This window comes from Novosphingobium organovorum (assembly GCF_022832435.1).
GTDB lineage: Bacteria > Pseudomonadota > Alphaproteobacteria > Sphingomonadales > Sphingomonadaceae > Novosphingobium > Novosphingobium organovorum.
Map to the genome: position 1 here is coordinate 1 of NZ_JALHLF010000071.1, position 19,532 is coordinate 19,532.

The window sequence follows — 19,532 nt, forward strand, 5'->3', positions numbered from 1 at the left end:
ACTCCACCGACTCGGTGCCGAGCCCCAATCACCCCATCTGATCCAAGCGTCCGGCACGGGACACGGCGCGCCGTGTCCCGCCGCGAACGCCCGCTTCCCTATCCGGCCTTTTCCGGCTCGTCCTGAAGCATCCGGGTCAGATCGGCGCGCGCGCGCGCGACGCGGCTCTTCATCGTGCCGATCGGGCAGCCCGCGATATCGGCGGCTTCCTCGTAGCTGAAGCCCGAGGCGCCCACCAGCAGCACCGCCTCGCGCCGCTCAGGCGCGAGCTGGGCGAGCGCGGTCTCCATGTCGCCCAGGTGCAGCGGGGCTTCCTGGTCGGCGTCCATGACGAGCATACGCTCCATGTCGCCATCCTCGATGTCGGTCTGGCGCTTGGACTTGCGCAGTTCGGACAAGTAGTGGTTGCGCAGGATCGCGAAGGTCCAGGCGCGCATGTTGGTGCCCGGCTGGTAGCGTTCGCGCGCGGTCCAGGCCTTGACCGCGGTCTCCTGGACCAGATCGTCGGCGAAATCGTGGCGGCCGCACAGCCCGCGCGCAAAGGCGCGCAAGTGCGGCAGGACGCTCATCAGTTCGCGGCGGAAGCCCTCGTCGGCCGGGGCGGGCGAGATGCGCTCAGGCATTGCCGGTGTCGTCCAGCTTCTTCAGGAGATCCTGGAAGCTGTCCGGCAGCGGCTCGTCCACTACGGAGTTGTACAGCTTCCGCAATCCACCGGCCCAGCCGGGCTCGCCGTCGCGGCGCACCTCCGGCGGCAGTCCCGGCTTGGTGCGGGATGGGCCATTTGACTTGGGCTGATCCAAAGCTGACTCCTTGCTCGCTTGCCTCTTGGGGGTCCTGCGCGTCGCGGTCAAGCGCGGCGGGGCGCATGGGGCGCGCGCTGCGGCTTTTTTTGCGCCTCGGACCGACAAGCCTTCGCGACTTCGTGGTTTTGCTGACGGTGCCGCAGATTTCGGCGGCTCCCAAGGAACCATTTGCGGGCCGGATGGTTCCCGACCTGTGAACAGGTGCAGCAAAGTCTCTGGAATCTCGATAGTCCTGTGCCATAGAGCACACTGGAGGCCGAAAAGCGGGTTCCAATCGGACCGCTGGGGGTACGTACGGTGATTGACCAGCCTTTGCTGGACAGGGTCGAAAAGCAGGCGTGGTTTCACAAGTACCCGCGCGGCTGGCCTTTCCTGCTCTTCCTGATCGCGAGCGCGACCACCGCGGTCTCGGTCATGGCGATCGAGCGCGCCGACCGCGAGACGCGCCGCGCCGCGATCGAGAGCAGCATGACCGAAATCGCCTCGGCGCTGCAACGCCGCTCGACCGAGACGATCGCGCTCCTGCGCGCGGGCAGCGCGCTGTTCGCCACGCAGGATGCGGTGACCGGCCCCCAGTTCGACGAATTCATCGGCGACATCCAGCAGGAGGGCAACCTCTACGGCTCGCTCGGGCTGGGCTGGGCGCCGCTGGTCAAGCGCGACGATGTCGCCAAGCTCGAAGTCTCCCAGCTCGATGAGGGGCGCAACGACTACATCGTCCACCCCCGCCCCGAACCCGATGCCGACTACGCGGTGCCGATCGTGTACCTGCGCCCGATGAGCGCGGCGAACCGGCGCGCGATCGGCTTTGACATGTTCTCCGAACCGGTGCGCCGCGCGGCCATGGAAAAGGCCATGCGGCTGGGCAAGCCGATCGCCTCGGGCAAAGTCCACCTGGTGCAGGACAGCAACCAGCCCGACGCCGCGGGCTTTCTCATCTACATGCCCGTGCTGGTCGAAACCTGGGGCGGCAAACGCGTCAAGGGCTTCATCTACAGCCCCTTCCGCGCCGAGGCCTTCCTCAATTCGGCAAGCGAGCTGTTCTCCAAGTCGCAGCTCGAAATCGCCATCTACGACCAGAACGTGGCGCCCGAAAACCTGCTCGCCGAACACGCCGCGGGCGGCACCGACGGGCCGATGCTCGAACGCAACGTGGACATTGCCGGGCATACCTGGGTGCTCCAGGTGCGCGACAAGAAGAGCGGCCTGCTCTCGCCGCTCTCGCGCCTCACGCTGTTCTTCGGGGCGATCGCCTCGCTCATGGTCATGGCCATCGGCCGGCTCATCACCAAGCGCGCGGCCGAAGACCGGCGCGTGCTCGAATGGCTCTCCAGCCAGGCTTCGATCCGCGATTCGCTGACCCGCGAACTCAACCACCGGGTCAAGAACACGCTTGCCAACGTGCTCTCGATCGCCGCGCTCACCCGCCGCCGCTCGAAGGACATCGACGAATTCACCGAAAGCCTCACCGCCCGCATCCGCGCGCTTTCGGCGACGCACGACCTGCTCTCGCAGTCGGACTGGGGCTACGCCGGGCTGGGCGATGTCGTCTCCTCCGAACTGGCCCCCTACATGGAAGGCAGCGAAGGCCACGTCACGCTGACCGGCCCCGACATCAAGCTGGCCCCCAACGACGCGATGTCGCTGGGCCTGGCGATCCACGAACTGGCCACCAACGCGGCCAAGTACGGCGCGCTGACGACGCCCGAAGGCCGCATCTTCGTTGAGTGGGCGCTCATCGCGCAGGACCTTGCCTCGATCCACTGGCGCGAGGAAGGCGGCCCGGTGGTCAGCGAACCGTCCAAGCGCGGCTTCGGGCGCGACCTGATCGAAAAGATCGTCGCCCACGAACTCAAGTCCGAAGTCGACCTCCAGTTCAAGCCCGGCGGCGTGGAATGCGAACTCAAAGTCCCCGTGCGCGTCGCCCGCGAATTCGTTCTGCGCAGCCACTAGGCGGGGTGGGCCAAGCCCGCCGTCGGCATAGCGTGCCTGGCCGACCGGCTCATTCCCGGAATTCGGGGCTGGTTGCAACCTGACGCATCGGGTGTGATGGCTGGTAACCTGACGCCATTTTCGAATATTGCGCTGAAGGCAATTGCTCTGTTTGCGGCCGTAAATCACCGCCTTGCCAGGTGTCGAGGGCAAGGCGCTTGGGGGAGTGCGTATGTCAGCGGATGATCCAACTTTGGAGGAACTTCGCCTCCTTCATGCTCTCTCCAATGTCTGCGGCCAGTACATGCCGGGACGTTGGACGTACGTCGAATGTGACGGCTTCACCGCTGGCGTCGTGGGCGTCCAGATGCTGGCCGAGTACGGTCTGGTGCAATACGATGCCCATTTTGGTGGCTCTTGGACGACGAGGGCTATTATCGTTCGCGAACAAGGCGAGATCACATCCGAAAATTATGAGAAAGTCAAAGCGGCTTACCTGTCGGACGACGGAAAGCTGCTCCGTTCCATCACACCCGTCGAAAAGGGGCAGGCCGCGCCCGAGGCGCTGAACCGCAGTACCGTTGCGCCGCGCCGATCGTATGGACAATCGCACCCCACCGCCAGCACTACCAATTGGCTGGGGGTGCATAAGAGTGTCGCGATTTTGGTGGCCGCGCTGACAATGCTGGTGTTGGTCTGGTCCAGGTATCGCTGATCGGCCTTGGCCACGTCGTGTCAGCCCTCCTGCGCGCAAGGAGGGGGGCGAGAGGGGCAGGGCTGCAGGGCAAGCGTGTCGCAGCGGGGCGCGGCCGGTCTGCGCCGACTCGGTGGCGCGCTGGTGCGGCGCTGGGCGGGGGAATTTTGCGTATTTTGTGCAAGTCTACGTGATTCTACAGGGCAGGGAATGCCCGAGGGTGGGGATGTTTTCCCCGGTTTCCACAGCCCTGCACGGGCGGGGAGGGCGATCTCTTTGTGGCCTCTTCCTTCCCCTTCGCGGATGCGGTGGGTGAGGGCGGGCGGACTCGGGCAAGCCACGCAGCGGGCGCGGGTTTCGAGGGCGGGCTGACGCGATCGCTGGCCCTTGCCGTGGGTGAACTCGTTGCAATTGCACACGTTAGCATTGGCGATGCAATCGATTGCTAGGGGATTTACCGAGGATTGCATTCGCGTCCCGGTAATGCTGCATCGCAATGGGTAAACCTGCTGGTGCGCGAAACCGATACGAAGAAGGTAGGGAACATGGGTTCGAACAACGAGACGAAGCGCTGGTTGTCGCAGGTCGACGAACTGGGTCTGGCCGCGGGCAACGCGGCCGCGCACGAGCAGGACGCGTTCATTTTCGCGATGGGCCAGCTGCTCCGGCTGTGTCCGGGGCGCTTTCGCCAGGGCGCGCTCAGCGCCGGGCAGGAACAGGCGATTTTCGGCTATCTGCGGCTGGGCGCCTATGCCGACGCCGCGCTCGCGCTGCTGCCCGAGCGGGCCGGGGTGATGACGTCGAATTCGGGCCGCGTGCTGTTCTGCGCGAGCGTGCGGCTGGAGGGCCAGGAACACGAGGCCACCGCGACGGCGAGCACTTTTGCCCTCGCGCTGGTCTCCGCGCTCGCGCTGTCCTTCGTCGAGGCCTACCTCGGCCTGGCGACCGCCTGAGGTCGCGCAAGGCCGGGGGAAGAGCGGCGGGTCAGCCCAGCGGCTTGCTCGACCCGAAGAACAGCGCCTGGCTGATCGCCGCGCGCACCGTGGCCTCCTTGAAGGGCTTGGTGACGAGGTAGGTCGGCTCGGGGCGTTCGCCGGTGAGCAGGCGTTCGGGATAGGCGGTGATGAAGATCACCGGCACGTCGCCGAACTTGAGCAGGTCTTCCACCGCATCGATGCCCGAGCTGCCGTCGGCAAGCTGGATGTCGGCGAGGACCAGTCCGGCCGGCTCGCGCTCGAAGATGTCGACCGCCTGGCTGTGCGTCGCGGCGGTGCCCACGACGGTGTGGCCCAGGTCCGCGACGAGGTTTTCCAGCTGCATCGAGATCAGCGGTTCATCCTCGATGATGAGCACGCGGGTCGCGCTTTCACCTTCGATCTCGGCGACGGCCTGCGCGATCAGCGCTTCGACCGCTTCGGGGGTGACGCCCAGGATCGTGGCGGTTTCGGCGGCCGAAAACTCTTCCACCGTGGTCAGCAGCAGCGCCTGGCGGTGCGTGGGCGCGATGGCCGAAAGGCGGGCCTGCGCGGCCATTTCGTGGCGGTTGGTCTCGGCCGCGAGCGCGGTCGCCTCCTCGACGTGGGCGGTGGTCCAGATGCGGGTGAAGGCGCCGTAGAGCGCGGCGCGGCTGGACGCGATGGTCGCGCGCAGCTCGCCATCGGCGAGCGCGGCTTCGAGCGTGGCGCGCACGAACGTGTCGCCCGAGGCTTGCGAGCCGGTGAGCGCGCGCGCGTAACGGCGCAGGTAGGGAAGCTGCATGGCGATCTGGTCTGAGACGGACATCCGAATTCCTCGTCCTTGGTATCTGTTCTGGAGCCGGTGGCGGCGGGGCCGTCTACCGGTGCCTGGCGCTGCCGTCAGGGCCGCGTTTCGCGGGTCGGCAAGCGTTGCGAACCTTTGCCGTCTGGTCTGGCGCGGAGCTGGCGGGAGAGCAACATCAAAATTTTTTCCTCGATCTGGATCTTTCGGGAACCGACCCGGTGGAACGGCGTTTCGTCGTTGTTGCCACCGGAAATCACCCCCTCACCCCCCGCAATCCGGTGGCAACCCGATCCCGAAGAGGCCTTCGTTCACACCGTGAACGGAGGCCTCAAAGGTTTCAGGGCCCGGTTGTTCCCGGATGCCTCCCGATTTTTTGCAGCGATGCCCTCCGGACGGGGCAGAACCGGCGCGACACGGGCGCGAAACCATCGGCTGGCCGCCCGGAGCAAACGGTTGGTCGCGCCTTGCCGGGCGCGCAGTGTGCTTCAGGAACTTTTCGGCAAGGGCTGGCGTTGGCTCCACAACGGATAATCAACGGAGGGTTAATCCAGATGACCGCAGCAGTTCAGGACGCCGAGACCAAGGCCGAACAGACCACGGCGCTGAGCGACGCGCAGTTCAAGCGCGCGCTGGCCGAGGTCGCCCCCCATCTCAGGGCCTTTGCGCGCGGGCTGTGCGGATGCCGCGACCGGGCCGACGATCTGGCGCAGGAAGCGATGCTGCGGGCCTGGGCGGCGCGCGGGCGCTATGCGGCGGGCACCAACTTCAAGGCCTGGACCTTCACCATCCTGCGCAACCACTTCTACAGCGAGGCGCGCCGCGCGCGTTTCCACGGTGAATACGACGAACTGGCCGCCGAGCGTATCCTGTGCACCGAGGCGGGGCAGGAAAGCGCGATCGAACTGACCGACGTGCTGCGCGCGCTCGCGACGATCCCGGCCAACTACCGCGAGGCGCTGATCCTCGTCGCGGCGGGGAACCTGGCTTACGAGGAAATCGCCGAGATCTGCGGGATTGCCCTGGGCACGGTGAAGAGCCGGATCTGCCGCGCGCGCGCGATGCTGTCCAAGATCATCGAATCCGGCCAGCTGCCCGATTCGCGCCACGATTTCGTGCTCTCCGGCGAGGCGATCGACGCCTTCTTCGCCGAGCTGGGCAAGGTCGCCAACCTCGAGGAACTGCGCCGCATCGCGGCCTGAGCGAGGCTGCATCGCGGGCTGAGCAATGGTGTGAAACCGGCGCCCGGGGAACCAATCGGCGCCTGGTGCGTAGACCCAAAAAGGCCCCTCATTTTTCCTCGAGACACACCCAAGATGCCGGACAAGGCCAAAGTTCTGATCGTGGAAGACGAATTCCTGCTGGCCCTCCAGCTGGAAGACATCCTCCACGATGCGGGGCATTCGGTGATCGCGACGCTGGCCGATCGGGCCGCGCTCGACGGGCTGGGCGGTGCGCTTGACGGCGCGCGCCTGTGCGCCGACATCGCGCTGGTCGATCTCAACTTGCGCGACGGATTGACCGGGCCCGATGTCGCGCGCCAGCTGTGCGAGCGGTTCGGCACGCGGGTGATCTACGTCACCGCCAATCCGGGCCAGATCGGAGATCCGGCCTCGGGCGCGGTGGGCGTGGTGCAAAAGCCCTTCCACCGCGAGGCGATCCTGGCCGCGATCCAGTACGTGCTGGCAGGCTGCCCCGAAGCCGCACGCCCGGCCGCGCTCGAGCGGATCGGCGCGCCGCACTGAACCACCTCTCGTCTGGCCCGGTGTGGGCTAGAAGACCCCGCTTCGGCGGGGTTTTTCGTGTCCGCCGTTCGCAACGGGGCCGTGCCGGGTCGCGGATGGGGTGCGGGTGGGCAAGGCCCAAGGAAAAAGACCCTTTCCCGTTCCGGACTGAACCGAAGCGGGGAAGGGTCTTTCCTCGCGCGCTCTCGCACCGTATGGCCGGGCGCGTCTCTCCCAACGTGTGGCGTGGCGCGCCTGCCCTCGACGGGGATGCGCGGCGCGGGCGGATGGACGCGCAGGGGCCGCAGTTGCCGCGCGCCGTCCTCCCGTCCTGCCGATGCGACTTGCCGGTGCTGTCGGCTCAGTCGCGTTCGTCGCCGGGGCCGTTTTCCTCGGCCAGTTCGAGTTCGCGCGGCTTGCGCGCTTCGAACACCTTGGCGATGCGCTGCTCCTCGGCGCGCGAGAGGCCCTTGGCGGCGGCGGGGAACATGTCTTCCTCTTCCTCGTCGATGTGGTGAAGGTAGCGGTGGCGCAGGTCCTTGAAGGTCATCAGCCAGGCGCTGCTGCTCATGTCGGTGTCGACCAGCTCGCCGAGGAAATCGTCGATTTCCTTGTGTTCGGCGACCGAATGGCGCGCGTCGTCGCGCAAGTCCGGGTCGGCCAGCATCGCGGCGTAGAGCGATTCCTCCTCCGCCGCGGCGTGGGCCTGGAGTTCGGTGCGCAGCTCGGCGAACAGCGTGCGCCGCTCCTCACTGTCGCCGCTGGTCTCGGCAAGCTGGGCGAGCAGCGTGCGATGGCGGTCGTGATCGGCTTTGAGATCCTTGAAAATACGGGCGTCGGCCATGGTCGTACCTCGTTTTCGTGTGGCGTTGGACCGCTGCGTGGCGGCGGAGCCGCGCGGCGCACCGGGACTTGGCTGTGAAACGAAAGAGGGCGCCGTCCGGTTCCGGCGGCGCCCTCAAAAACGGGCCGAATTGCGGGCTTTTGCGCGTTTTTCGTGGTGGCGCGCGTGCGCGCGCTATCCGCGCGACCTTGTCGCGCGTGCGCCCCCTTTATCCGCGCGACCTTGTCGCGCGTGCGCCCCCTTTATCCGCGCGACCTTGTCGCGCGTGCGATGGCGCTGCGCACGTCGCGCTCGCCGTAAGGCTTGGTCACCACCGGCACAGCCGGGAAATCGCCCTTGGGCAGCGCGCCTTCGCCATAGCCGCTGGCGAAGATGAAGGGCACGCCGCGCGCGTGCAGCGCCTCGGCCACCGGCGCGCTGGTGTCGCGGCCGAGGTTCACGTCGAGCATCGCGAACGAAATCGGCGCGCTGGCCAGGATCTCCAGCGCGGCGTGGACCGATCCGGCCACGCGGCAATCGGTAAAGCCGCAGCCGCGCAAGTGGTCCTCGGCCTCCATCGCGATGATCACGTTGTCCTCCACGATGAGCGCCGCGCCCTCGGCCAGCTCGGCGCTGAGGTCGGTGCCTTCGGGCACCTCGACGAGGCCCTGGCGCGGGTCGGCGCCGGGCGTTTCGAACGTCGCGATGTGTTCCTGCGGGATGAGGAAGAAGGCGTGGAGCCCGGCCTCGGGGAAGATCACCGAGGCCTCGCCGCCCAACTCGTGCGGGATCGTGCGCTCGATGATGGTCGAGCCGAAGCCGCGCCGCTTGGGCGGTACGACGGGCGGGCCACCTTCCTCGCGCCAGTCGATCTCCAGCGCGCCGTCGTCGCCCCGGCCCAAGGTGACGACGACCCGGCCCGAGGCGTTCGAGAGCGCGCCGTACTTGCACGAATTGGTCATCAACTCGTGGACGACCAGCGCGAGCGTGGTGAAGGCGCTGGGCGCGATCATCGCGTCGAGCCCGTCGATCGTCACCCGGTCGGCGCTGTGGCTGGCGTAGGCGGCGGTCTCGGTGCGGATGAGGTCGTAGAGCGAGGAGGGGCGCCAGTCCTTCTCGGTCACCTGATCGTGCGCGCGGGCGAGCGCGTGGATGCGGCTGCCCACGATCTCGGCGAATTCGTCGATCGTGCTGGCGCCATCCTTGCTCTGCGAGACGAGCCCGCGGATGAGGTTGAGGATGTTGCGCACGCGGTGGTTGAGCTCGGCGATCAGCATGTCCTGCTGCTGGCTCGCCTGCTCGCGCTGGGCGTGCGCGGCATCGGACATGCGCAGCACCACTTCGAGCAGGGTGATGCGCAGCGATTCCGCGGCCGAAGTCTCCTCCTCGGTCCACGGCCGGGAGAAGCCGCGGCGTTCTTCCTTCCAGATCTCGAAGCTCTTGCGCGGGGTCAGCCGGGCGCCGTTGGGGCCAAGCTCGATCGCCTTTTCGGGATTGCCCGCCCAGTTCACCGCGCGCAGCTGCTCGCGGCGGAACAGCACGATGTAGTCGCGCGGGGTGCGGCTGACCGGCAGCGCCATGACGCCCGCGGCCTTGTCCGCCCATTCGCTTGCGGGCTGGTAGATCGCAGCGATGTTGTCGCTCGCCCACACGGTGCTGGCGCCCGCGGTGTTGAGGAAGCGGGCGAGCTGGCCGAACTGGGCACGGTCGGGGACTTGCCCGTCGGCCATGAAGTGGCCGTCGACCCAGCCGATCGCGCCGTCGAATTCGATCACCCGGCCGATCGATTCGGAAAAGTCGCCAAAGGCATCGAGCAGCGATCCGCCGCCCGCGACGCGGCTCATGATCTCGTCGTGCAGGCGCATCGAATCGCCGCGCTTGGCAAAGGCGGCGTCGCTTTCCTTCTGTTCGAGCAGATAGGCGAAGAACTCGCCGAACAGCTCGCTTGCGGTGCGCACCGAATAGGACAGGCGCAAGGGGCTGTAATGGTGGCAGGCCATCAGCCCCCACAGCTTGCCCCGGCGCATGATCGAAACCGACATCGAGGCCCTGACCCCCATGTTGCGCAAGTATTCGACGTGGATCGGCGAAACCGCGCGCAGGCCCGACATCGACAGGTCGAGCGGGTCGCCGTTGGGGCCGCTGGCGGGGATCACGGGAACGGTCGGATCATCGACGTCCGAAATGATGCGCAGGAGGTTGCGGGTGTAGAGCCGGCGTGCCTGCTTGGGGATGTCCGAGGCGGGAAAGTGCAGGCCCTTGAAACTGTCGACGAGGCCGTTGAGGCTTTCGGCGACGACTTCGCCCGCGCCGTCCTCGGCGAAGCGGTAGATCATTACCCGGTCGAACCCGGTGAGCCCGCGCAAGTGGCGCGCCGCGCTCGCGCACAGCTTCTCGATCGTTTCGCTCTGGCGCAGGCGCTCGATCATCGGGCGCACGTAGGACACGAGATCGCGCTGGCGTCCGCCCTCGTGCGCCTCGATCTCGACCACGAAGGAGCGGCCCGAATTGTGCACCGCGATGTCGAACAGGCGCCCGTCGGCGAGCAGGTCGACCTCGAAGATACGCTCGACCGCGCCCATCGCGCCCAGGATCTGCAGGCGGCTGCGGATGTCGTGGAGCGCGCTGGGGGAGAGGAAATGCGTTGCATCGAGGCCGATCAGGTCCTGCGCGGGCGTGCCGAACAGCCCCTCGCAATTGACCGAGGCGTGGTTGATGATCCAGTCGCTCGAGAAGGAGAGCAGCCAGCCGAAGCTCTGGATGCGGCCGATGATGTGGATCGGCTCGAGGTCGCAGGTGGTCAGATCGACCGAATGGGTATCGTCAGCCATCGGTATGCGTGAGCCCTTCTCGTGTTTGCGTACCGACGGCGAAGGCGGTTTCGAACTGTGTGAATGCGGCAAGTGCGGCGGCGGTCATGGCGCTGGCTTTGGTCTCGCCAAAAGCGCGCGCGCGCATCCACGCGCCGAGCGCCTCTCGCACCGTGATGCCGCCGTCGTCTTCCACGTAGCGCGAAGCCATTCCGGCGTCGCGCCCATAATAGCCTTGCGCGCGCAGGACCGCGTTGCCCTGCCGCGAACCGGTCGGGACACAGCCCTGGTCCGCTGCGCCGCCGGGAGCGAGCGCCGCGTCGCGCCGCCGGTGTGCCGATCCCGTCGCGGCGTGCAGCCGCGTGAGCATTTCCAACGGATCTGGCGAGGGGTCTTGTCGTGTCGTCATGCGTCCCATGGCCGTTTCGAATAAGGCAACCACAATCAATTGCAAGTTGGGCAGGTGGGCCTCGTGACCCGGCCTCCTGCCCGTTCTTGCCGGCGCGGTCCCTGCCGATACCTAACGCGGCCTGCTGCGGGATGTTCCGTGGTCACACACTAGCAAGGCATCCGGTGGGTGTCTGTTCACTAGTGTGCATAGGGAAGGGGCGGGTCGCGAAAGGGAACCACCGGCGTGCGGCGCGGTTAGGGTCTTCATCAAGACACAACGAAGCGACAACACGGCGCCGCGGGAAAGCAGGACATGGATATCAGGACAAGCGAGCATATCGGGACGATCGACAGGCGCAGCGACCTTCTCGACCTGCTGGGCGATCGGGACCGCGCGATGCTGCGGGCCGCGTGCGAGGCGGTCCGGCTCGAATCGGGCGCGGTGCTGTACCAGCCGGGCGCCAACGTCGACTATTGCTACCTGCCGCTGGGCTCGGCGATCGGTTCCTACTTCGTCGAGATGGACGAGGGGCTCGCGGTCGAAACGATCCTGGTCGGGCGCGAAGGCGCGATCGGCGGGGTCGTCAGCCACGGCAACCTGCCCGCCTTCGCGCGCGCCAACGTGCTGCACGGCGGGCACTTCCTGCGTATCGCGCTGCGCGATCTCGAAGCGGTCAAGCGCCAGTCGCCGGCGGTCGATCACCTCTTCGCGCGCTACGCCGACTGCATGCTCGCGCAAGTGTTCCAGTCGATCGCCTGCAACGCGGTCCACACCATCGAACAGCGCGCGGCCAAGTGGCTGGTCGCTGCGGTCGAGCGGATGGGCCGCCCCGACGTGACGATGACCCAGGAACAGCTCGCCTCGATGATGGGGGTGGGGCGCAGCTACGCCAGCCGCGTGCTCCAGCGCTTCAAGCACGATGGCCTGCTGCGCACCCGGCGCGGCGGGATCGAGGTGCTCGACCGTGCGGGCCTCGCCGGGCGCGCGTGCTCGTGCAACGATCAGGTCCACGACCATTTCGCCAAGGTGCTCGGCCAGATTTACTGACGGGGGCGCCCTGCGTCTATCTTGACGGCGTTATCGCGCGGGTCTAACCGGCGCTCCAGCATCAAGAGTCGGGATGACGCCCGACACCAACCTGCTTCCCTGCAAGGTGGTGCCTCCATGAAAATGGAGGGATGTGGCCGAACCGGCAATTACGGGTCCTCGCCATGCGTCATGTCGTTTCGGGTGCGCCACCGCACAAGACGCCGCATAACGAGGACCACCGCATGACCCACCCCCAGCAATTCGCCAGCGACAACTACGCCGGGATCTGTCCCGAGGCGCTCGCCGCGATGGTCCGCGCCAACGCCGGTTCGACCCCGGCCTATGGCGAGGACGAATGGACCCAGCGCGCCGCCGACGCCTTCCGGGCGCTGTTCGAGACGGCTTGCGAGGTGTTCTTCGCCTTCAACGGCACCGCGGCCAACTCGCTCGCGCTCGCCTCGCTGTGCCAGTCCTACCACAGCGTGATCTGTTCGGCCCACGCCCACGTCGAGACCGACGAATGCGGCGCGCCCGAATTTTTCTCCAACGGCTCCAAGCTGCTGGTCGCGCAGACCGAGACCGGCAAGCTTACCCCCGAGGCGGTGCGCAGCCTTGCCACCTCGCGCGGGGACATCCACTTTCCCAAGCCGCGCGTGGTGACCATCACCCAGCCGACCGAGACCGGGCAGGTCTATACGGTGGCCGAGATCGAGGCGCTCTCGGCGACCTGCCGCGAACTGGGGCTGCGCCTGCACATGGACGGGGCGCGCTTTGCCCACGCCTGCGCGACGCTGGGCTGCTCGCCCGCCGATCTGACCTGGCGCGCAGGGGTTGACGTGCTGTGCTTCGGGGGAACCAAGAACGGCATGGCGGTGGGCGAGGCGATCCTCTTCTTCGACCCCGCGCTGGCCTGCGATTTCGATTACCGCTGCAAGCAGGCGGGGCAACTCGCCTCGAAGATGCGCTTTCTGTCCGCGCCCTGGGTGGGCCTGCTCGAAAGCGGCGCCTGGCTTGCCAACGCGCGCCACGCCAACGCCTGCGCACAGCGTCTGGCCGAAGGGGTGCGCGAGCTTCCCGGCGTTGCCCCGATGTTCCCGGTGGAAGCCAACGCGGTGTTCCTGACCGCGCCCGAACCGGTGCTGGAAGGCCTGCGGGCGCGCGGCTGGCGTTTCTATACCTTCATCGGCGGGGGCGCGCGCTTCATGTTCGCCTGGGACGCCGACCTTGCGCGGGTGGACGATCTGGTCGCCGACCTTCACGCCGCGAGCGCGCAGGCGCTGGAGGCGCTGGCGAGCTGAGGGGGACCCACCCCTGCCCCTTCCTGCGGGCGGGAGGGGAAGGACCACCCCCAACCCCTCCCGCAGGCGGGAGGGGAGTCCTGGGGCAGTGCAGGGGGGAGAAGGGAGCTGGTTAGCCCTCCCGCAAGCGGGAGGGCCGCGAGACTTGCCGAGCGCCGCCAGGCTAGGCAGCGTGGACAAATTCAAATGTCCGGTTTCGCCCCATGGCAGACGAAGAAGGAAGGGGTTGAAGCAGGGGGCCATCGCCCCCTGCACCCCCGAAAACTGGCGGCGGTGCGCTTCACCTCAACGTTGCGCTCGGGTTCGTCGGGAGACCTTTTAGAGCCTGCGGCGCCAATCGTGCCGGACGGATGGGGCGTGCCCAAACATCGACATTTCGAGGGTCCGGGGGATCATCCCCCGGAAAATCTTGTCTGTTCTTTCACGCTCCCGCGCGGCCGCTTTCCACCCAAATCAGACGCATGGAATTTGTCCACGCGGCCTAGTGGCAGCNCACGCTCCCGCGCGGCCGCTTTCCACCCAAATCAGACGCATGGAATTTGTCCACGCGGCCTAGTGGCAGCGGGGCGGGCGCTCTCGCCCACCCCGCCCGGTACTAAATGCCCGATCAGTACCGATCGGCGTCCATCACCTTGGTCCAGGCGGCGACGAAGTCCTTGGCGAACAGCGCCTTGGCGTCGGCCGACGCGTAGACTTCGGCGACCGCGCGCAGTTCCGAGTTCGAACCGTAGATGAGGTCGACCGGGGTGGCGGTCCACTTCACCGCGCCGCTCGCGCGGTCCTTGCCTTCGTAAAGGCCGGGGGTCGCGCTCTTGGACCAGACGGTGTCCATCGTCAGCAGGTTGACGAAGAAGTCGTTGGTCAGCTGGCCGGGATGGGTGGTGAACACGCCCGCCTTGCTGCCGCCCGCGTTGGCACCCAGCGCGCGCAGGCCGCCTACCAGTACGGTCATTTCGGGAACGGTCAGGCCCAGGCTGTCGGCCTTGTCGACCATGGCCTCGACCGGCGGGTTGTCGGCGCCCTCGCGGTAGTAGTTGCGGAAAGCGTCGGCCTTGGGTTCGAGGTAGGCGAACGAGGCCGCGTCGGTCTGTGCCGCGCTCGCGTCCACCCGGCCCGGCGTGAAGGGCACGCGGATCGGCTGGCCGGCATCGGCGGCGGCCTTTTCGATCGCGGCGCTACCGCCCAGCACGATGAGGTCGGCCATCGAGATCGGCACGCCGGCCTTGGCGCTCGCCTGCTGGACCTTGCTCAGCGTGGCCAGCACGCTCTTGAGCTCGGCCGGATCGTTAACCGCCCAGGAGGTCTGCGGGTCGAGCCGCAGCCGCGCGCCGTTCGCCCCGCCGCGCATGTCGGTGTCGCGGAAGGTCGAGGCCGAAGCCCAGGCCGTGCGCACCAGCTGGGGCACGGTGAGCCCGGTGGCGAGGATCTGGCCTTTGAGCGTTTCGGCCTGCGCCGCGCTGACCGGCGCGAAGCTCGCCTTGGGCAGCGGGTCCTGCCACTTGAAGGTCTCGCTCGGGATGTCCTTGCCGAGGTAACGCGCCTCGGGGCCGAGGTCGCGGTGGGTCAGTTTGAACCACGCGCGCGCGAAGGCCTTGGCGAACAGCGTCGGGTCCTTCTGCCAGCGTTCGAGCACCGCGCGGAACTTGGGGTCTTCCTTCAGCGCGATGTCGGTGGTGAACATGATCGGGGCGTGGAACTTGCCCTCGACGTGCGCGTCGGGGACGAGGTTGGCGGCGGCCGGGTCGGTCGGGATCCACTGCGTGGCGCCCGCCGGGCTCTTGGTCTTGACCCAGTCGAAGTTGAGCAGGTTGTCGATGTACTGCGTGGTGAACTGGGTGGGCGCGGCCGACCAGGCGCCTTCGAGGCCCGAGGTCAGCGTGTCCTCGGCGTTGCCCTTGCCGCATTTGTTGGCCCAGCCAAGGCCCTGCTGTTCGATGGGCGCGGCGGTGGGCTCGGCGCCCAGGCACTCCTCGGGCTTGTGCGCGCCGTGCGCCTTGCCGAAGGTGTGGCCGCCCGCGATCAGCGCCAGCGTTTCCTCGTCGTCCATCGCCATCTGGCCGAAGGCGACGCGGATCGCCTGCGCCGCCGAGATCGGGTCGTGGTTGCCGCCCGGACCTTCGGGGTTGACGTAGATGAGCCCCATGGTGGTCGCCGCGAGCGACTTTTGCAGCTTGCCGTCCTTGGTGTAGCGCTGCGAGGCGAGCATCTTCATCTCGGGGCCCCAGTAGACCACGTCGGGCTGCCAGGCGTCGATGCGCCCGCCCGCGAAGCCCAGCGTCTTGAAGCCCATGTCCTCGAGCGCGACGGTGCCCGAAAGCACCATCAGGTCACCCCAGGACAGCTTGCGGCCGTACTTCTGCTTGATCGGCCAGACCAGCCGGCGCGCCTTGTCGAGGCTGACGTTGTCGGGCCAGGAGTTGAGCGGGTCGAAGCGCTGCTCGCCGCCGTCCGAGCCGCCCCGCCCGTCGCCCACGCGGTAAGTCCCGGCCGAGTGCCAGGCCATGCGGATGAAGAACGGGCCGTAGTTGCCGTAGTCGGCCGGCCACCAGGGCTGCGAGGTGTGCAGCACGGTGCGGATGTCGGCCTTGACCGCGTCGAGATCGAGGCTGGCGAATTCCTTGGCGTAGTCGAAATCGGGGCCATAGGGGTTGGACATCGCCTCGTGCTGGCGCAGCGCGGTCAGGTCGAGCCGGTCGGGCCACCAGTCCTCGTTGGTCATGCCGCCGATCTTGGCGCGCACCGAGGTATCGGTCTGGCTTGCGGTTTCGTTCTCGACCCCGGCGCGCGCGGGCGCGGAACTGAGGACGGTGAGCGCGCTTCCCAGCAGGAAAGCGCGAAAAGCGTATCGGGACATAGTAGGCATGATTGCCTCTCCACCTGTTGTGCGACGAACGCCTCTGCCGGGACCATCGCGCGGCCACCTCGAAGCGTGGCGGTGTCGGGCCGCGCTGCGGGGAGGCCCTGGCGCGATCGCTCGGCTGGGGCTGAAGCGTGTGTAGGACGCAACAGCGGATGCAAGACAGTGCATTAGCTCGATAAGAGTAATCGGCCTTGGCGATGATTTCTCGCATGTTTCTGAAAATTGGCGATTAGAAGCCGCCGCGCGCTCGGCTCGACGGTGATTGCACCGTTTCGGATCGGACAGTGCGGCGAAACCGGCGCCGCAGGAGCGCCAGCGCCGCGTTTCAGCGCAGGCTGGTACGGGCCGGAGGGCGTTGCGGGGGCTGGGGAAGCGGCCTTGACGCCGCGGCGGCAGGCGGGCGGATGACGCAGGCCCCGGTGGGCGCGCTCTCCCCCAGCGGCGCGGGAGGGGGGACCTTGACCGCGCGGACCGTGCGCCGGGTGTAGATCTCGTGGCGCGAGACCCGCCGCGCGGCCATCGCTTCGTCCAGCGTGCGGGCGCAGAACCCGTGCTGCGCCCGCAGCCAGAGCAGGAAACCGTCGCTTCCGCGCGCTTCGGTGGGGAAGAAGGCGATCGGGTCGGGCTCGCGGCCATAGAGGATGAGGATGCGGTGGGTGCGCCAGGGGAAGCTGTCGTGCGTGGTCATCACCACCCGTTCGAGCGCCCCGAGCGCGAGCGAACGGTGCTGGCCAAAGCCGTCACGGATGGCGATCGAGCGCGCGTCGATGACGACGTTCCAGGCGCTCTCGCGCAGGGAGCTGTCACGCTCCAGCCACAGGCGTACTCTCCCGAACATTGCAACCAGCCTAACCGCCAGGCTGTGCAAGAGCCACCCGGAAAGGGCCGAAATGCGAGCAGCCCGCCCCCGAGAAGCGCGCGCGAGGGGGGCGTGATGGCGTCTTCGGGTTGCGAAATAGTCCACCGGGAATCACGATATGTCGCGGCCGGCAACAATGTGGCAAGCATCCGCGTGCGATCCAGCCCGATCCTGTCAATTTCTGGCTTTTTGCCTTGCAAACCTTGGGTTTTGAGGCCCGGCCGTTATGCTCTGCGCCCATGCATACAGGAACCTTCATATCGTTAACGCTCTATTTCGTGCTGATGCTGGGCATCGGCCTCTACGCCTGGAAGAAGTCCACCGAGGACTCTGAAGGCTACCTTCTGGGAGGGCGAAACCTCCATCCCGCGGTCGCCGCGCTTTCGGCCGGCGCCTCGGACATGTCGGGCTGGCTGCTGCTCGGTCTGCCCGGCGCGCTTTACGTTTCGGGGCTGTCCGAGGCGTGGATCGGCATCGGGCTGTTCGTCGGCGCGCTGGTCAACTGGATGGTCGTCGCCCCGCGCCTGCGCGAGCAGACCGTGTCCTACGGCAACGCGCTCACCATCCCCGAATTCCTCGCCAACCGCTTCCCCGACGCCGCCACGCTGCTGCGCGTCATCTCGGCGGTGATCATCGTCGTCTTCTTCACCGTCTACACCGCCGCGGGCCTCGTCGGCGGAGGCAAGCTGTTCGTGACGAGCTTTGCCGGCGTGTTCGGCAACGTGGGGATGAGCGACTACATGTTCGGCATCTGGCTGACCGCGGGCGTGGTGCTCGCCTACACCATGATCGGCGGCTTCCTTGCGGTGTCGCTGACCGACTTCTGCCAGGGCTGCATCATGGTCGTCGCGCTGGTGCTGATGCCCGTGGTGGTGCTGTGGGGTGGCCAGGGCAACGGCTTTGGCCAGATGGAAACGACGCTCACCCAGATCGACCCGCACTTCCTCAGCCTCACCCACGGGGTGACGCTGATCGGCTGGCTCTCGGCGGTGACCTGGGGGCTGGGCTACTTCGGCCAGCCGCACATCATCGTACGCTTCATGGCCGTGCGCAGCGTCAAGGACGTGGCGGTCGCGCGCAACATCGGCATGGGCTGGATGGCGGTCTCGCTGATCGGCGCGCTGGGCGTGGGCCTTGCCGGACGCGCCTACATGCAGCGCAACGGCCTTGCCATCGACGATCCCGAGACGATCTTCATCGCGCTCGCGCACCTGCTGTTCCACCCGCTCATCACCGGCTTCCTGCTCGCCGCGCTGCTCGCCGCGATCATGAGCACGATCTCCTCGCAGCTGCTGGTCTCCTCCAGCTCGCTGACCGAGGATTTCTACCGCCTGTTCCTGCGCAAGGAGGCCAGCGAACGCGAGATCGTCAACGTCGGACGCGTCGCCGTGCTGCTCGTCTCGCTCGCCGCGATCTACCTCGCGCGCGATCCCGACAGCGGCGTGCTGCAACTCGTCTCGAACGCCTGGGCAGGCTTTGGCGCCGCGTTCGGCCCGCTGATCTTCCTCGCGCTGACCTGGCGCGGGATGTCGGGCAAGGGCGCGGTCGCAGGCCTCGTCACCGGCGCGCTGGTGGTCATCGCCTGGATCGGCCTTGGCTGGAATTCCAGCTTCCTGGGCGGCCCCGGCATCTACGAGATCATCCCCGGCTTCCTCGCCTCGGCCCTGGCCATCGTCGTGGTCAGCAAGCTCACCTCGAGCAAGGAGGCCGCCGCCGCGATGGCCTGAGGCATTCGCACCCTGGAAACGAAAAAGGGCGTCCGTGCGGGCGCCCTTTTTTCGTGGAAGAGGAAGGGATTTTTTCAAGGGGTTAATACCCCTTGACCCCCGACTGTAGAGGGCTGGGCCAGCCGGCTGGGTCCGGCATGAAGGACACCGTTGCTCTTGATGATTGAGGGGCTTTGCCCCTCTATGATTATAGCCTTACACGCGCGCTCATCTCCGGCGAGCGCTGTCCTCTACAGTTTGGGGTCAAGGGGTATTAACCCCTTGAATCAAATTGAATCAAATCCGCCCTAAACCCCTATTCCGCCAACCTTCCCCGCATCGCTTCGATCTTTGCGTTGATCGAATCGAGCAGCGCCTCGCTCGCCTCTGCGCGTTCGCGCACGGCGGCCTCGCGGGTTTGCTCCACGGTGCCGCCGTAGCGCCGGGCGCGGCGGTGGCGCAGGAGGAAGAGGATGAGCGCGGTGTCGTAGCGGGTGTAGGTGGCGACGACCTGGCCCTGGCTGACCACGGGGCGTTCCTCGCCGCTGAGCGCGCGTTCGAGCGCGCAGTCCTCGAGCCGGGCGATACCCCGGTCGATCGCGGCGTCCCAGGCGGCTGAGAAGCCTTCGGCGCCCGGCTGGTGGCGCAGTTTGTAGAGCGCTTCGAGCGAGGCGCCGATGGTGCGTGCGGCCTGGGTGACGATCCCGCTCGCGGCGAGCGCGGCGATGAAGGCGCGCTGGCGGTCGGGCGTGATCGAATTGCGGCGCGGCGCCTTGTGGCGATAGGGCGCGAATCCCAGCAGCGGATCGCCGGGCGCGGGCGGCTCGCTGGCAAAGGCGGTGCG

General features: G+C 67.3%; 17 protein-coding genes and 1 riboswitch. Of the genes, 8 read left to right on the forward strand and 9 right to left on the reverse strand.

Annotated features, from left to right (window positions below; all coding sequences use genetic code 11):
* Positions 1 to 98: 98 nt before the first annotated feature.
* Positions 99 to 623, reverse strand: a complete 525-nt coding sequence (locus tag MTR62_RS15005) for a sigma-70 family RNA polymerase sigma factor (RefSeq protein WP_244022371.1) — start codon at positions 621 to 623, stop codon at positions 99 to 101.
* Entirely contained in the window at positions 616 to 801 is a 186-nt protein-coding gene (locus tag MTR62_RS15010) for a NepR family anti-sigma factor (protein ID WP_244022374.1), read from the reverse strand. The genes MTR62_RS15005 and MTR62_RS15010 overlap by 8 nt, the downstream gene beginning before the upstream one ends.
* 300 nt (positions 802 to 1,101) lie before the next feature.
* Here MTR62_RS15010 and MTR62_RS15015 point away from each other — a divergent pair, with 300 nt between their 5' ends.
* The 3 genes from MTR62_RS15015 to MTR62_RS15025 all read left to right on the forward strand — a co-directional run bounded on the left by MTR62_RS15015 (position 1,102) and on the right by MTR62_RS15025 (position 4,383).
* Entirely contained in the window at positions 1,102 to 2,757 is a 1,656-nt protein-coding gene (locus MTR62_RS15015) for a CHASE domain-containing protein (protein WP_244022376.1), read from the forward strand.
* A gap of 211 nt (positions 2,758 to 2,968) precedes the next feature.
* Positions 2,969 to 3,451 carry a hypothetical protein gene (locus tag MTR62_RS15020; RefSeq protein WP_244022378.1) on the forward strand — a complete coding sequence of 161 codons (483 nt, stop codon included), beginning with the start codon at positions 2,969 to 2,971 and terminating at the stop codon, positions 3,449 to 3,451.
* 524 nt (positions 3,452 to 3,975) lie between these two features.
* A complete protein-coding gene (locus MTR62_RS15025) occupies positions 3,976 to 4,383 on the forward strand; it encodes a hypothetical protein (protein WP_244022380.1) in 408 nt (135 codons plus the stop codon).
* Between the two features lie 31 nt (positions 4,384 to 4,414).
* Here MTR62_RS15025 and MTR62_RS15030 read toward each other — a convergent pair whose 3' ends face one another.
* The gene (locus MTR62_RS15030; RefSeq protein ID WP_244022382.1) at positions 4,415 to 5,212 is read right to left on the reverse strand and encodes a response regulator; all 798 of its coding nucleotides are present in this window, start codon (positions 5,210 to 5,212) and stop codon (positions 4,415 to 4,417) included.
* A 530-nt stretch (positions 5,213 to 5,742) separates the two neighbouring features.
* On the opposite strand from MTR62_RS15030, the gene MTR62_RS15035 reads away from it, so the two are divergent.
* Positions 5,743 to 6,390, forward strand: a complete 648-nt coding sequence (locus MTR62_RS15035; RefSeq protein WP_244022384.1) for a sigma-70 family RNA polymerase sigma factor — start codon at positions 5,743 to 5,745, stop codon at positions 6,388 to 6,390.
* A gap of 114 nt (positions 6,391 to 6,504) precedes the next feature.
* A complete protein-coding gene (locus tag MTR62_RS15040) occupies positions 6,505 to 6,933 on the forward strand; it encodes a response regulator (RefSeq protein ID WP_244022386.1) in 429 nt (142 codons plus the stop codon).
* A gap of 340 nt (positions 6,934 to 7,273) precedes the next feature.
* Here the strand turns inward: MTR62_RS15040 and MTR62_RS15045 are convergent, their stop codons facing one another.
* The 3 genes from MTR62_RS15045 to MTR62_RS15055 all read right to left on the reverse strand — a co-directional run bounded on the left by MTR62_RS15045 (position 7,274) and on the right by MTR62_RS15055 (position 10,999).
* Positions 7,274 to 7,756 (reverse strand): hemerythrin domain-containing protein, encoded by a 483-nt coding sequence (locus MTR62_RS15045; RefSeq protein ID WP_244022388.1) that lies wholly within the window; start codon positions 7,754 to 7,756, stop codon positions 7,274 to 7,276.
* 242 nt (positions 7,757 to 7,998) lie between these two features.
* Entirely contained in the window at positions 7,999 to 10,566 is a 2,568-nt protein-coding gene (locus tag MTR62_RS15050) for an HWE histidine kinase domain-containing protein (protein ID WP_244022390.1), read from the reverse strand.
* Positions 10,559 to 10,999, reverse strand: coding sequence for a hypothetical protein (locus MTR62_RS15055; RefSeq protein ID WP_244022392.1), 441 nt, complete (start codon positions 10,997 to 10,999; stop codon positions 10,559 to 10,561). The genes MTR62_RS15050 and MTR62_RS15055 overlap by 8 nt, the downstream gene beginning before the upstream one ends.
* A 249-nt stretch (positions 11,000 to 11,248) precedes the next feature.
* On the opposite strand from MTR62_RS15055, the gene MTR62_RS15060 reads away from it, so the two are divergent.
* Together MTR62_RS15060 and MTR62_RS15065 are read left to right on the forward strand one after the other, a co-directional pair.
* A complete protein-coding gene (locus tag MTR62_RS15060; RefSeq protein WP_244022394.1) occupies positions 11,249 to 11,983 on the forward strand; it encodes a Crp/Fnr family transcriptional regulator in 735 nt (244 codons plus the stop codon).
* Between the two features lie 53 nt (positions 11,984 to 12,036).
* Positions 12,037 to 12,146: riboswitch (SAM-I-IV-variant riboswitch) on the forward strand.
* A 61-nt stretch (positions 12,147 to 12,207) separates the two neighbouring features.
* Positions 12,208 to 13,263 (forward strand): threonine aldolase family protein, encoded by a 1,056-nt coding sequence (locus tag MTR62_RS15065; protein WP_244022396.1) that lies wholly within the window; start codon positions 12,208 to 12,210, stop codon positions 13,261 to 13,263.
* Positions 13,264 to 13,870: 607 nt separating this feature from the next.
* Here the strand turns inward: MTR62_RS15065 and katG are convergent.
* Entirely contained in the window at positions 13,871 to 16,117 is a 2,247-nt protein-coding gene (gene katG, locus MTR62_RS15070; RefSeq protein ID WP_268739889.1) for a catalase/peroxidase HPI, read from the reverse strand.
* A gap of 331 nt (positions 16,118 to 16,448) precedes the next feature.
* Complete coding sequence (locus MTR62_RS15075; RefSeq protein WP_244022398.1) at positions 16,449 to 16,961, reverse strand: hypothetical protein; 513 nt, start codon at positions 16,959 to 16,961, stop codon at positions 16,449 to 16,451.
* Between the two features lie 260 nt (positions 16,962 to 17,221).
* Here MTR62_RS15075 and putP point away from each other — a divergent pair, with 260 nt between their 5' ends.
* Positions 17,222 to 18,709, forward strand: coding sequence for a sodium/proline symporter PutP (gene putP / locus MTR62_RS15080; protein ID WP_244022400.1), 1,488 nt, complete (start codon positions 17,222 to 17,224; stop codon positions 18,707 to 18,709).
* Positions 18,710 to 19,004: 295 nt separating this feature from the next.
* Here the strand turns inward: putP and MTR62_RS15085 are convergent.
* On the reverse strand, positions 19,005 to 19,532 hold a 528-nt coding region (locus tag MTR62_RS15085), incomplete at its 5' end, for a hypothetical protein (RefSeq protein WP_407672692.1).

Excerpts from the sequence above, each read along its gene's own strand:
- MTR62_RS15005 (WP_244022371.1), bottom strand. The coding sequence starts at position 623 with ATGCCTGAGCGCATCTCGCCCGCCCCGGCCGACGAGGGCTTCCGCCGC.
- MTR62_RS15020 (WP_244022378.1), top strand. The coding sequence starts at position 2,969 with ATGTCAGCGGATGATCCAACTTTGGAGGAACTTCGCCTCCTTCATGCT.
- MTR62_RS15025 (WP_244022380.1), top strand. The coding sequence starts at position 3,976 with ATGGGTTCGAACAACGAGACGAAGCGCTGGTTGTCGCAGGTCGACGAA.
- MTR62_RS15030 (WP_244022382.1), bottom strand. The coding sequence starts at position 5,212 with ATGTCCGTCTCAGACCAGATCGCCATGCAGCTTCCCTACCTGCGCCGT.
- MTR62_RS15035 (WP_244022384.1), top strand. The coding sequence starts at position 5,743 with ATGACCGCAGCAGTTCAGGACGCCGAGACCAAGGCCGAACAGACCACG.
- MTR62_RS15040 (WP_244022386.1), top strand. The coding sequence starts at position 6,505 with ATGCCGGACAAGGCCAAAGTTCTGATCGTGGAAGACGAATTCCTGCTG.
- MTR62_RS15045 (WP_244022388.1), bottom strand. The coding sequence starts at position 7,756 with ATGGCCGACGCCCGTATTTTCAAGGATCTCAAAGCCGATCACGACCGC.
- MTR62_RS15050 (WP_244022390.1), bottom strand. The coding sequence starts at position 10,566 with ATGGCTGACGATACCCATTCGGTCGATCTGACCACCTGCGACCTCGAG.
- MTR62_RS15060 (WP_244022394.1), top strand. The coding sequence starts at position 11,249 with ATGGATATCAGGACAAGCGAGCATATCGGGACGATCGACAGGCGCAGC.
- MTR62_RS15065 (WP_244022396.1), top strand. The coding sequence starts at position 12,208 with ATGACCCACCCCCAGCAATTCGCCAGCGACAACTACGCCGGGATCTGT.
- katG (WP_268739889.1), bottom strand. The coding sequence starts at position 16,117 with ATGTCCCGATACGCTTTTCGCGCTTTCCTGCTGGGAAGCGCGCTCACC.
- MTR62_RS15075 (WP_244022398.1), bottom strand. The coding sequence starts at position 16,961 with ATGTTCGGGAGAGTACGCCTGTGGCTGGAGCGTGACAGCTCCCTGCGC.
- putP (WP_244022400.1), top strand. The coding sequence starts at position 17,222 with ATGCATACAGGAACCTTCATATCGTTAACGCTCTATTTCGTGCTGATG.